The 12,271-nt window shown below is 70.2% G+C and carries 11 protein-coding genes, 2 pseudogenes and 1 other annotated feature; of the genes and pseudogenes, 11 read left to right on the top strand and 2 right to left on the bottom strand.

The window, feature by feature from the left end; translation table 11 throughout:
• Positions 1-63 precede the first annotated feature (63 nt).
• From CLV35_RS21055 to CLV35_RS01665, 4 genes and pseudogenes are all read left to right on the top strand, one after another.
• Positions 64-553 (top strand): annotated as a pseudogene (locus tag CLV35_RS21055) (transposase); the annotation flags it as partial.
• A gap of 127 nt (positions 554-680) precedes the next feature.
• A complete protein-coding gene (locus tag CLV35_RS01675) occupies positions 681-1,265 on the top strand; it encodes a YdeI/OmpD-associated family protein (RefSeq protein ID WP_121191699.1) in 585 nt (194 codons plus the stop codon).
• A gap of 132 nt (positions 1,266-1,397) precedes the next feature.
• Positions 1,398-2,078 (top strand): hypothetical protein, encoded by a 681-nt coding sequence (locus CLV35_RS01670; protein ID WP_147431841.1) that lies wholly within the window; start codon positions 1,398-1,400, stop codon positions 2,076-2,078.
• 31 nt (positions 2,079-2,109) lie between these two features.
• A complete protein-coding gene (locus CLV35_RS01665) occupies positions 2,110-2,520 on the top strand; it encodes a hypothetical protein (RefSeq protein WP_121191697.1) in 411 nt (136 codons plus the stop codon).
• A 1,181-nt stretch (positions 2,521-3,701) separates the two neighbouring features.
• Here CLV35_RS01665 and CLV35_RS20710 read toward each other — a convergent pair.
• On the bottom strand, positions 3,702-5,165 hold the full coding sequence (locus tag CLV35_RS20710) for a GAF domain-containing protein (protein WP_269203873.1): 1,464 nt from the start codon (positions 5,163-5,165) through the stop codon (positions 3,702-3,704).
• A gap of 289 nt (positions 5,166-5,454) precedes the next feature.
• Between CLV35_RS20710 and CLV35_RS01650 the strand changes: the two genes are divergently transcribed.
• Together CLV35_RS01650 and CLV35_RS20940 are read left to right on the top strand one after the other, a co-directional pair.
• Positions 5,455-6,689 (top strand): IS3 family transposase gene (locus tag CLV35_RS01650; RefSeq protein WP_231121309.1). Its coding sequence is split into 2 segments (ribosomal slippage): positions 5,455-5,734 and positions 5,734-6,689, totalling 1,236 coding nucleotides; the frame shifts between segments, so codons are not numbered across the junction.
• Positions 5,733-5,846: a sequence feature (AL1L pseudoknot), on the top strand. Its footprint overlaps the gene before it by 114 nt.
• Before the next feature lie 22 nt (positions 6,690-6,711).
• Positions 6,712-7,017 (top strand): annotated as a pseudogene (locus CLV35_RS20940) (helix-turn-helix transcriptional regulator); the annotation flags it as partial.
• 77 nt (positions 7,018-7,094) lie between these two features.
• On the opposite strand, the gene CLV35_RS01640 reads toward CLV35_RS20940, so the two are convergent.
• A complete protein-coding gene (locus CLV35_RS01640) occupies positions 7,095-7,697 on the bottom strand; it encodes a TetR/AcrR family transcriptional regulator (protein ID WP_121191694.1) in 603 nt (200 codons plus the stop codon).
• 115 nt (positions 7,698-7,812) lie between these two features.
• Here CLV35_RS01640 and CLV35_RS01635 point away from each other — a divergent pair, with 115 nt between their 5' ends.
• The 5 genes from CLV35_RS01635 (at position 7,813) to CLV35_RS01615 (ending at position 12,271) form a co-directional block, all read left to right on the top strand.
• Positions 7,813-8,787, top strand: a complete 975-nt coding sequence (locus tag CLV35_RS01635; RefSeq protein ID WP_121191693.1) for a helix-turn-helix domain-containing protein — start codon at positions 7,813-7,815, stop codon at positions 8,785-8,787.
• 153 nt (positions 8,788-8,940) lie between these two features.
• The gene (locus CLV35_RS01630; RefSeq protein ID WP_121191692.1) at positions 8,941-9,771 is read left to right on the top strand and encodes an alpha/beta fold hydrolase; all 831 of its coding nucleotides are present in this window, start codon (positions 8,941-8,943) and stop codon (positions 9,769-9,771) included.
• 42 nt (positions 9,772-9,813) lie between these two features.
• Positions 9,814-10,629, top strand: a complete 816-nt coding sequence (locus tag CLV35_RS01625) for an alpha/beta fold hydrolase (RefSeq protein ID WP_121191691.1) — start codon at positions 9,814-9,816, stop codon at positions 10,627-10,629.
• 56 nt (positions 10,630-10,685) lie between these two features.
• Positions 10,686-11,225: a carbonic anhydrase gene (locus tag CLV35_RS01620; RefSeq protein WP_121191690.1), complete on the top strand. Its 540-nt coding sequence runs from the start codon at positions 10,686-10,688 to the stop codon at positions 11,223-11,225.
• Entirely contained in the window at positions 11,222-12,271 is a 1,050-nt protein-coding gene (locus CLV35_RS01615) for a hypothetical protein (protein ID WP_121191689.1), read from the top strand. Before CLV35_RS01620 ends, CLV35_RS01615 begins: the two co-directional genes overlap by 4 nt.

The raw sequence follows: 12,271 nt of genomic DNA, 5'->3' as shown, positions 1-12,271 counted from the left end.
CATGCCGGCGGTCTCAGGGGGTCAGCGCAACACTCGTTGGATCCGCCAGGGCTGGAGGGTGTCGTGCCGCATGGTGACTACGAGAAGCGGACACCGGAGACGATCGACGCGCTGTGGGCGGCGTCTGCGATCCGGGATGGCTGCCAAGCCGGCAGCTCGTTCGCTCGGACTGTGCCCGGGCACGGTGCGGGCCTATTTGATTCGTTGTGGCGGCGTCCGGCCGGAGCCGCGGCAACGCGCCCGAGACCGATTAGAGCTCCAGGAAAGGGAGGATATTTCCCGCGTGCTGGCGGCCGGGAAATCGCTGCGCCGGATTGCCGGTGAGTTGGGGCGGGCTCCCTCGACGGTGAGTCGTGAGGTCGCTCGTCACGGCGGGCGCGGCCGCTACCGGGCCGCCCGCGCGGATCAGGACGCTTGGGCCCGGGCCGCGAGGCCGAAACGCTGCAAGCTCGTGGCCAACGTCGAGCTGCGGCGGGTGGTGCAGGACAGACTGGGGCACCGGTGGTCGCCTCAGCAGATCGCCGGCTGGCTGCGGCTCGAGTACCCGGGAGATCCGACTATGCACTGCCAGGGATCCCACGACCAGGATGGCGATGACTGCCCAGTACCGCTCGTCGGGTCGCGGGTCCCCTCGGTCGGTTCAGGTGCTGGTCGGGGGTGGAGGTCCACCGGGAGGCGGGATGAGCGCGGACTACGCGGAGCTGCTGGTGGAGAGCCGGGCGCAGTGGCCGGAGTGGCTGACCCGGCACGGGGCGCAGACGCCGGGCGTGTGGGTGGTGACGTGGAAGAAGGGCTCGGGCGGGCCGCACGTGCCCTACGCCGAGGTCGTCGAGGAAGCACTCGCCGCCGGCTGGGTGGACTCCCGGCCGCGGGCGGTCGACGAACGCCGCTCCGCGCTGCTCGTCACTGCGCGCAAGCCGGCCAGCAGGTGGTCGCGGGCGAACAAGGAGCGGGTCGAGCGACTGACGGCGACGGGCCTAATGCAGCCTGCCGGGCTGGCGGCTGTCGCCGCGGCCCAGGCGTCGGGAACGTGGTCAGCGCTGGACGAGGTCGAGGACCTGGTCGAGCCCGAGGACCTGGCTGCTGCTCTCAACGCCGCGCCGGGGGCCCGGGAGCACTGGGACCGCTTCCCCCGCTCGGCACGGCGCGCGATCCTGGAGTGGGTCCTCAGCACCAAACGGCCGGAGACCCGCCAGGCGCCGATCGCCCGCACCCCCGAGGACGCGGCCGAAGGCCGCCGCGCGAAGCAGTGGCGCCAACCCTAGACCGCCAGCCCTAGACCGCCAGCCCTGGACTGCCAGCCCTGGACCGCCGGTCCGAGCACCCGTCGCGTAGCCCTGTTGGCGAGGGCGCCGTGGGTCTGTCCACGCGCCGCGCTCCGCGCTATCGTCAAGCTGTTGATCACGGACGAAGCGTGGCACCTGCCGCGCCTTGTCTCCACTGATCGGCCGGCTTCGCGGCTTGTGCAGATTCCCCGCAGAGGACTGGTGAAGACCATGCCTAACGAAGCTCAACACTATGACCGGATCGGCATCGAGTCAGCGGCTGGCGACCTGCATGCGCGCTTCTTCGAGGCTCTCGTCGACTACCGACGCCTTCCCCGTCAGGGACGGATCGAGCGGGCGCACGGGGTCATCGACCAGTTGCGGGAGGTGCGGGTGGACGACGCCAGCGACTCACCGCTGATCTCAGAACCGGAGGTCGCCATGTTGCACCAGGTCTATGACCATGTCGGCAACGTCGAGGCAACAGATCCCCAGATCGCGGAGTCTGTTCGCTCGTTGGCACAGTCGGCTCTGGACACGGGCGTGAGCCCGGTCGTTGAGGTCATCCTGCGCATCGCAATGGACAGCACGGCCCGCGAGTCGCGACTGGCAGAGCAACAGGGTCGGGCGGACGAGACGGGCGACGGCCCCATCGCCCACGCCGACGTAGAAACCGCCATCGTGGGCGCCATCCTCGGCACAGAGTTTGCGGTGCCGGCAGCGCCGAAGACAGCCGGACTCTCGCTCGTCGGTGGCGCCGTCTGGGGCGGGTTGATCGGGGGCGTGGCCGGCTCGGTCGCCCAAGCAATCTGAGAGATGGGCCACCCGCGAAGACGAGGCTGCAATGGTCAACTACGACGAGCAGAAGAGCCGCCAGTTCGAGCAAGCGACACGCACGTTGGCGGCCGTCTTCGGTGTCGCGCTGGAGGCACCCGAAGACCACCCCTTCATGCAAGGCGGCTATATGCCGCTGAACCCCTGCGTGTGCGTCATTGAACCATGCGACTGCGACGGGTACGAGCACGGAAACACGGTGATGTGGCTCCCGAGAGTCGGCATCGTCGAAGAACGCGCCACCGGTCGACGCACGGCCGCCGGGGAGGCGGTCGTCGAATACCGCCTCGTCAAAGACACGTCCGTGCTGTTGGAGACGCTGCGGTCGGTCAGTGCGGGCGAAGCGATGGCGGCGCTCGGCCTCGCCGCGGCGGACGAGCCCTCGTCAGCCCCGGAGCGACCGACGGGAGGCGGGCCGTGAACGAGTCGCCATCACCACCGGGAACCCAACAGGGCGCCCTTTTGGAACCTGTCGGGGTTCAGCGCGGGAAGCGCCGGAGTATGTCGGATTCCAACTCAGCCGCCGTCATGTTCGCCCTCGGCTTGGCTAAGCGCTCGACCAGTCGACCGGCCGCAACCAGCCCGCCTCTGCACCTTGCTGCCGGCGACGATCAGGAGATCTTCCGAGCTCCCTTTGATTTCGAGCAGTCTGGGCCGACCATCTCACCTTGGGCCAGCGCCAGGGCCGACCGTCATAGCGGCCAGCTCGTCGTGAGCGCCCTGACGATCTTCTCTATCCCTGACGTGTCGGCGTACGCGAGCGCCTCGGCGGCTCTGGGCGTCGCTCTCGCGCCAACTGGGCATGGTCTCGTCACCGTGTCCTGCTCGGCCACCTATGAGGGCGGTCACCAGACCGGGGGCACTTCGAGTGGATACGGCAACTGTGCGCTGACGCTCACGGCGCTGGAGGGCAGCGGAGCATCGGTCGTTGGCCATGCCGAAGAATCCCTCTGGTCGGACGACGGCACAGGAAGCACCGAGCAGGGGTCTGCGAACGATCTAATGGTCAGCTTCGCTGCCCGAGCGCAGCACGAGTACCACATCTTCCTCCGCGCGTCAGTCTCCGCGAGTCCGAGCGTCATCGTCTCGACCACCGGTCCCGGAGATCCGTCTGCACTGGCAACATTCGGTGCCGCCTCGGGAAACCTTCGTGTGACCGTCGAGTGTTTCAGGGTGAGGTTCTCCCGCGTTTGACTCCGTGCCCGCCTCAGGATTCCCCTGACCATGAAGCCGCGGTCGCGAAGCTGTGCGTGAGGCCGCCGGGGACGTCGGGGGCCCCACCGGTGGGCGGTCGCCGCACCTCGTCGCCGAGGGCCAGATCGGTGCCGTGGGTGCTTCCCATCTGCCAGTGGCTGGCGCCATCGCCCGTGCGCCCGGGGCGGGTCAACGTGCTTGGCGTGGGATGCTCAGCGGCGCCCGCAGGCACATCGCCTCAGCCGATGTTGGCGCGTCACCCCCGGCCACCCGACGCCCGGAGTGCACGTACCGCGCGCGCAGGCTGAACCGGTGCCGCCAGCGCGCCATCGGCCGCACTAGGGTCGGCCTGCTGCCGTTCCCGTACGGGGACTGACCGCGCACGGGTGGTGCGCGGACGGCGCGCTGCTACCGCTCGAAGGCGGTCGCCATGTTGACCTGTCGATGCAGCACGTCGGCGATGCGGGCCTGCACACCATCGAGCTCGCCGATGGTCTGGCTGGTGGCGTGGATGCCCGAGGCGACGGCAGTGCTGCTGGTCTGGATCGCCGCGACCTGGTTCGCCACCTGGCGGGTGGCTTCCGCTGTCTCGCTCGCCAGCTCCTTGACCTCGTTGGCGACGACCGCGAACCCCTTGCCGACCTCACCCGCCCGAGCAGCCTCGATGGTCGCGTTCAGGGCGAGGAGGTTGGTCTGCTCCGCGATGCCGCGAATGATCTTGATGACGCCCGCGATCGCGTCGGACGCGACGCCCAACGCGGCGACCTCGTCGGTCATGGCGCCGGCGCGCTGCCCAGCGGTGGCCGCCACTCGCCCGGCGTCCTCGGTCGCCGCGCGCAGCTCCGCGACTGTCTCCATGAGCAGTCGGGCGTTCTCCGCATCGGTGTCAGCACGACGCAGCACGGTCAGCCGCTGCGACACCAGCTGCTGGACGTTGCGCAGGGCAGCGGCCCGCGACTCGGACAGCTCGATGGTCTCTGTCGCGAAGAAGTCCATCGTCCCGACGACCCGACCGCCGTCCATGACGGGGAAGCAGACCCCGGACTTCACGCCGGCGCGCTGCGCGGCTGGGGCGCGCACACAGTCGGTGACCTCAGCCAAGTCGCGCACGAACACGAGGTCGCGCTCCGCCCACGCCCGGCCCGAGAGTCCGACTCCTTCGGCGAACGACGCGGCCAGGGTGACCTCACGGAACTCGGCGCCGGCAGTTCCCGACTCGGTCTCGAAGCGCAGGACGCCGTGTGCCTCGTCTAGCCGCCAGAACGACCCGTAGGCCCAGCCGAACGCGCTGCGCACCGTCTCGAGCGCGACGCGCAGGGCCGACGCTGCGTCCAGCGCGTCGCCGACCTGGGCGACGACAGTGGTCACGGCCTTCCGGTCGTCGAGGGTCTCCTGCAGGGCAGCGGCGCCCATCGCCTGCTTGCGCGCCATCGAGGCGATGCGGCCGATCGCCTCCCACTTGTCGCTGCCGAACGCCGGCAGCGGGCTGCGGCTGTAGAACTCGATGACCCCGACGACGGCGCCCTCGTCGTACATGGGGATGACCGCGCCCTCGAGGGCTCCAGCCGCGTGCGCGGCCCGCCAGCGCAAGCACTGCGCGCCGGCCTCGGGGGAGTCGACGACAACCGGCTTGCGAGTCCTGAGCGCCTCGCCGAGGAGGCCGGCGTCCGGGCTGAGGACACGCGCTCCGCCAGCCGCCGACGCCATCACGTGCGTGAGCTCACCGGTCTCGTAGGCGAGCTCGTACTGCCCGCTCGGTGCGGGCACCCAGCGAGCTCCGTAGGCAAGACCGAGGGACTCGACGAGCGCATCGGTGCCCTTCTGACGGGCCTCCTGCGCACTCGACAGGCCCGTGCTGAACGCGAGCAGCACTCGTTCAAGCGCCTCGACGTCCCGAGGGGCCGGCCGGCCGTCCGCTTGACCCTGCTGCTTGCGCGTCCACACATCGCCCTCCAGGTGATTATCGTCGACAACGTTGTCGACCGAAGCGACCTAGACCTGAGGGCATGGCTTGACCACTTGACGCCTACACGCGGCGCCGCGTGACGTCCGCGCACGAATTCCGCGGTTCGCCGCAGCTCTCCCTGTCTGTCGGCGTCTCTGATACCGTGTCTCGCCCCGGGTCTGATGGAGGCTCTCATTCCACGGGAGGATGAGAGTCATGGCGGCACCGAGGAAGTACCCGGATGAGCTCCGGGAGCGGGCAACCCGGTTGGCGGTCGACCTGCGGCGTGATCCGGCGACCCGGAGCGGGGCGCCGCAGAGGGTCGGTGAGCAGCTGGGGATCAACCCTGAGACGCTGCGGAACTGGGTCAGCCAGGCCGAGATCGACGCCGGCGAGCGCCCAGGCACCACGACCAGCGACGCGCAGCGGCTGGCTGAGCTGGAGCGGGAGAACCGGGAGCTCCGGCGGGCGAACGCGATCCTGCGCAGCGCGTCGGCTTTCTTCGCGGCGGAGCTCGACCGCCCACAGCGTTGAGCGTCGCCTACATCGACGCGCACAAGGACGAGTTTGGGGTCGAGCCGATCTGCACTGCGTTGCAGGTCGCCCCGAGCACCTACTACGCCGCCAAGACCCGCCCGCCGTCGGCGCGGGCGGTGAGCGACGCGGCCACGACCGCGCTCATCACGCGGGTCCACGCGGACAACTTCGGCGTCTACGGCGCCCGCAAGGTCCACGCCGAGCTGCACCGGCAGGGCCACTTGGCGGCACGGTGCACGGTCGAGCGGCTGATGAGAGCCGCCGGGCTGCGCGGGATCACCCGGGCGAAGGGCCCGCGCACCACGATCCCGGGCTCGGGGCCGGACACCCGCCCCGACCTCGTGCAGCGCTCGTTCACCGCCGACGGCCCGGACCAGCTGTGGGTCGCGGACATCACTTACTGCCGCACGTTCGCCGGCTGGGCCTACGCCGCGTTCGTCATCGACGTCCATTCGCGCCGGGTCGTCGGCTGGCAGCTCTCGACCTCGTTGCGCACCGATCTCGCCCTCGACGCCCTCGAGATGGGCATCTGGGCACGCACTCGCACCGGGCGCGGCCTCACCGGTCTGACGCATCACAGCGACAAGGGCGCCCAATATCTCGCGGTGCGCTATACCCAGCGGCTCGCCGAGGCCGGTGCTGTCGCGTCCGTCGGCTCGACCGGCGACTCGTACGACAATGCGCTGGCCGAGGCGTTCAACTCGCTGTTCAAGGCCGAGCTGGTCCGCAACAAGGGGCCGTGGAAGAACATCGACGACCTCGAGATCGCCGTCGCCGAATACATCGACTGGTACAACCACCGACGCCTCCACGGCGAGCTCGGACTCATCCCACCGGCCGAGTTCGAGGACAACTACTACCGGCAGAACCCCGCGCCGACTACCGTCGGCGCGTCACTTCAGAGCCTCCACTGAACCCGGGGCGAGACAGTTCCAAGATCCCTCATACTTCAGCAGAGTTTTTCGCCAGGCGTACGGCTGCAGTGCCACCGAGTGGCGCCGTAAGCACCAAGACACACTAGCTCGTCGCGCAGCGCCGGGGTCCATTCCGCTTCAGCCCGCTACCACGCGGAACCGTCTTCGGCGCCAACCTACGACTGCCCGCGCCCAGTGCGCAGGCGTCCTTCAAGGCCCTTACTCGGGCGTGTCCCGCTCGGCAACATGCCACCGCTCGAAAGTCGTAAATGTGTCGCCACCTTCGCGCGAATGGTGCCGGCGGACGCCGCTGGAGGGAGACGTATAGCGGAAAGGAATGCTTCTAGACCGGTCGAAGACAGGGGCGAGCCGCGCCCGCGGGTGCCGCATTGTGTGCCAGCCCGGTCAGGTGGTGACCGTCGGTGCGTTTGATGACCAACTGAGGATTTCCTTGGCCACGTCGTCGGCGACATCCGCGGCCTTTGAGGGGTCCAGGCGCGCCATCACGGCTATGCCGAACTGGGCGGTGATGAGCTGGTCGACCCGCTTATCGGCGTCGGCCGCTGAGCACTTGAGCGTCTGCAAACAGCGGCGCATTGCGGCACATGCGCGCTCGCGGTAGCTCGACACCGTCCCGCGAGCCGCAGGGTCCAGAGCGTTCAACTCTCCGGTCGTGTTGACGACGAGGCAGCCGCGCGCCGCGTCGGGCCGGGATCGAGAGCGCAGCCAGGTTCCCAGTGAGGCGAAGTACGCGGCTAGCTCGGTCACGCCGGCGTCCTCGGCCTCGATGGGTGTCAGCAGCGGGTGGAGTATCTCTGCGAGGTAGCTCTCGAGGGCACGCTGGAAGAGCCCCCGCTTGCTGCCGAAGGCCTCGTAAAGGCTCGACTTGCTGAGCCCGGTCGCGGCTTGGAGGTCGGCCAGGGACGTGGCCGTGTAGCCGTGCTCCCAGAACGCTTCCCGAGCGGCGAGAACCGCCTCGGCCTCACCGAACGAGCGTCGCCGCGGCATGAGCTCACCTCCTGCGCTTGACATACCGGACCGATCGGTCCAACCTTCTCGGGACCGATCGGTCCGGTAAGCGTAACCCGACCGACGGGACAGCGCGGTTGAGCCTGGAGGCGGCATGGAGCGGGGGAGTGTCACTCACCTGCTGAACACCGGCGCGGTGCCGGCTGCTCTGCGCTGCGACGTGGTGCACGAGACCATCGCCGACACGATCGTGCGGGTGGACATCTCCTTCCCCTCGCCGAGGGGTCCGACGGTGCGTGGCGCCATCACTGACTTCGGCGACCTCACGGTCTGCTCGGTGAAGTCGAACGCGCTCAAGGTCGAGCGCACACCCGAGCTGGCGCGGGACCACCTCGAGCCGAGCATCTTCGTCGGTCTGCAACTGGCTGGCTCGAGCATGGTCGTGCAGGACGGCCGCACGGCGGTGCTGCGTCCCGGGGACCTCGCGTACTCCGACTCAACCTCGCCGTACCTCCTGCTGGACGACGAGGGCATTCGCCAGCACTTCTTCCGCATCACGCAGTCCGCGCTCGGCCTGCCGCCCGAGATCGTGCGGGGAATGGCCGCACGCACGCTGACGCCCGGTGACCCCGTCGCCGACATCGTCGCCACCTACCTGCGCCGGCTGGCCAGCCGCCCCGACATCTTCACCCGAGACGGCGCCGAGTCGGTGAGCCGGCCGAGTGTCGACCTCGTGCGGGCCGTGATCGCGACGCACGCGGGTGAGTCCACGGTCCGTGCGGAGAGCCTGCGTGCGACGCTGCGCGTGCGCATCCTCGAGTACGCCAGGAGCCGCCTCGCCGACCCCGGCCTCGGCGCGGACGAGATCGCCGCGCACGTCCACGTCTCGGTTCGCCAGCTCTACAAGGTGCTGGCCGAGGGCGACCTCAGCCTGGCTGACTGGCTGCGCACCGAACGGCTCGAGCGGTGTCGGGTGGACCTCTCCCACCCGGGTGCCTCCGCTGAGGGGATCGCGGACGTCGCCCGGCGCTGGGGCTTCCGCGACGGGTCCAGCTTCGCGCGAGCCTTCCGCGCCGTCTACGGCACCTCACCCCGCGAGTGGCGCGCTCAGCACGCCCAGTCCTCCTGAACGCCTGCTTGTCGCGTGCATGGGCTGCACACCGGCTATGCGTGCCCTGCACGGAAACCACCTGACACCTTCCCCGCTCGTCCGGGCTCGACCTAGCGTCCCGCTCGTGAGCCACGCCCGGCTCAGCATCCGATCGATCGACAGGAGGCAGCGATGCCGTACGTGGCTGTGGGCAAGGAGAACTCCGGAGCCATCGAGCTCTACTACGAGGACCAGGGCGACGGCGCTCCGGTCGTGCTGATCCACGGGTACCCCCTCGACGGGCGGTCCTGGGAGAAGCAGGCAGCTGCCCTGCTGGGAGCTGGGCGCCGGGTCATCACCTACGACCGCAGAGGGTTCGGTCGGTCGAGCCAGCCCGCGGCCGGCTACGACTACGACACCTTCACCGCCGACCTCGACGCGCTCCTCACCCACCTCGAGCTGGACAGCGTGGACCTCGTCGGCTTCTCGATGGGGACGGGTGAGGTGACCCGCTTTCTCGGCACGTACGGCTCGTCCCGGGTCCGCCGGGCCGTGCTGCTCGCACCCATCCCCCCGTTCCTCCTGCAGACCGAGGACAACCCCGAGGGCCTGCCGCGCTCGCTGTTCGACGGGTTCGCGCAGGCGGCCCGCGGTGACCGCCCGGCGTGGATGACCGGCTTCCTCGAGACGTTCTACAACTACGACGTCAACGCCGGCACCCTGGTCAGCGAGGATCGCTTCCGCGCCAGCTGGAACACCGCTACCGACGCGTCGGCGATCGCAGCAGTGGCGTGCATCGAGACCTGGCTCACCGACTTCCGCGCAGACCTGACCCGCATCGAGATCCCTGTCCTCGTCGTGCAGGGCGCTGACGACCGCGTGCTGCCACCCCAAGCCACCGGTGACCGGCTCCCGGGCCTCATCCGCGACGTCCAGCACGTCGTCCTGCCCGGAGGTCCCCACGCGATCGTCTGGACCCACGCCGACCAGGTCAACCACGAGCTCCTCACCTTCCTCGGCTGAGGCGCCTCCATCATTCCACTCCACCACAGGAAGGCCACGAAGATGCTCCTCACCACTCCGCTCCGGCGCCGTGCTGCCGCGATCACCGCCGCCGTGCTCACCACCCTCACCGTCACCGCGGGCGCCGCGTCCTCGCACGCCGCGGAGGCACCGAAGCCGACCGTCGTGCTCGTCCACGGCGCCTGGGCCGACGGATCGAGCTGGGCCGCCGTCACCCGACGGCTGCAGAAGCACGGCTACACCGTCGACGTCGTGCCCGACCCGCTGCGCGGTGTGAAGGCCGACGCGGACTACCTCTCCCGTGTCCTGGCGAGCATCCCAGGCCCCATCGTGCTCGCGGCGCACTCCTACGGCGGCATGGTCGCCACCAACGCCGCGTCCGGCAACAGCCAGGTCAAGGCCCTCGTGTACGTCGACGCCTACATCCCCCAGCAGGGCGACACCGTCGCCGGTCTCAGCGCCGGCTCCGCCCTGGAGGACCAGAGCAACCTCAGCGCCGTCCCCCTCGACGACACCCAGACGCTGTACGACCTGTACATCAAGCAGAACCTCTTCCCCGCCCTGTTCGCCGCCGGAGCCAAGCCCCGCGACGCCGCCGTGCTCGCCGCCGGGCAGCGCCCCCTGCTCAACGCCGCCCTTGGCGAGCCCTCGCCGTACCAGCCGGCATGGGCCTCGATCCCGTCGTGGGACGTGGTCGGCACCGCCGACCGGATCATCCCGGCGGTGAACCAGCGATCCATGGCTGCCCGCGCGGGCGCCCACGTGATCGAGGTCAACGCGCCCCACCTCGCCATGGTCACTGACCCGGCCGACGTCTACCACGCCATCGATGCCGCGGCGAAGGCCACCACCGGCTGACCCGCCTGCTCGTGCCCAGAGCAGCACCCCGAGAACGACAGCGACTAGGAGTGGACATGAGCATCCTCGACGAGCTCAGCGCACGCAACGAGGCGTTCGCCCAGGGGCAGTTCGACCCGACCATGGAGCTGAACCCGACCAGGCAGCTCATGGTGGTCGGCTGCGTCGACCCCCGGGTCGATCCGGCAGCCGTGCTCGGGCTGCGGCTGGGGGAGGGCGCCGTCATCCGCAACGTCGGCGGCCGCATCACGCCCGCGACGTTCGCGACCTTCGCGATGCTCGGCCGCGTCGGGGCGGCGAACGGCAGCCCTCCCGGTGCTGGGTGGAACCTCGTCGTGCTGCACCACACCGACTGCGGCATGACCGACCTCGCCGCCCATCCCGACCTGCTCGCGACCTACTTCGACATCCCGGAGCAGGACCTGCCTGCCAAGAGCGTCAGCGACCCCTATGCCTCCGTGCATGTCGATGTCGACCTGCTGCGGTCGTCCGGGCTGCTCCTGCCGCGGTTCGCGGTCTCGGGATGGGTGTACGACGTCGGTACCGGCCGCGCCGCCCTCGTCGTCCCGCCGCAGGCACCTCAGGGCACGACATGAGCGACCTGCAGGCGGACGCGGCTCCCGCGACGGCCGAGACCCCGGCAGGGCGGCCCGGATCGCCGGGCCGCCCAGCCCGCGCCTGGCTCATCCCGGTCTTCGCCGGTCTGGTGATCGGCACAGTCTTCGTCGCCGTCTACGTCGGGCTCCAGCGCCACCCCACCCCGCACCGGTTGCCCGTCGCCGTCGCCGGGCAGCCGCTCGCGTCCGCGGTGCGTACCGGGCTCGGCGCCTCGGCCGCCCTCACCGAGGTCGCCGACGCGGCCGAGGGAGCCCGCCGGGTCCACGCCGGCGATGTCATCGGCTCCCTGTCCCTCGGTCCGGGCGGCGCCCTCGAGCTGGACTACGCGGGAGCTGCCGGCGCGAGCGAGAGCGGCGCGGTCCAAGCGGTCGCCCGCGGCTTCGGGGCGCGCACCGGTCGCGACGTCCGGGCGGTCGACATCGTCCCTCTCGTCGGCGACGACAGCCGCGGCCTGTCCGGCTTCTACGTCGTGTTCGGCGTCACGCTCGCCTCCTTCGTCCTGGCACAGGCCCTGACCGGCGCAGCCGACGACATCCCGCTGCGCGACCGGCTGCTGGCCATCGGCGGCTTCGCCGTCGTGATAGGTCTCATCTCCTCGGTCCTCGCCGGCCCCGTCTACGGCTCGCTGCCTGCGCCCTACCCGGAGCTCGCACTCACGCTCGTGCTGCTCTCGACCGCCAGCGCCTTTGCCACCAAGGCACTCGGCACGTGGCTCGGACCACCAGGGATCGGGCTCGCGGTGCTGCTCTTGACGACCATCGGCAACGCCACCAGCGGCGCGATCATCGGGGTGCACTTGCTGCCCGCGTGGGCACGGACGGTGTCACCGGTGCTGCCACCTGGCGCGGCAGTCCGCGCCCTCACCCGCTTCGGCTATCTCGACGGCACCCGGACCGTGGTCCCGCTGCTCGTGCTGGCCGCGTGGAGCGTTGCCGGCTCCGCGTTGGTCGTGCTGCGGTCGGCCCGCACCCGCCCGAGGGTCCCGAGCCGGAGCATCCCCTCACGCGGCCCGCGCCGTGTGTGA

The sequence above is a fragment of the Motilibacter peucedani genome (genome assembly GCF_003634695.1).
In the GTDB taxonomy this organism is placed as follows: domain Bacteria; phylum Actinomycetota; class Actinomycetes; order Motilibacterales; family Motilibacteraceae; genus Motilibacter; species Motilibacter peucedani.
Note: the sequence above shows the minus strand (reverse complement) of the source record. Positions and strands in the feature narration are given on the sequence as shown.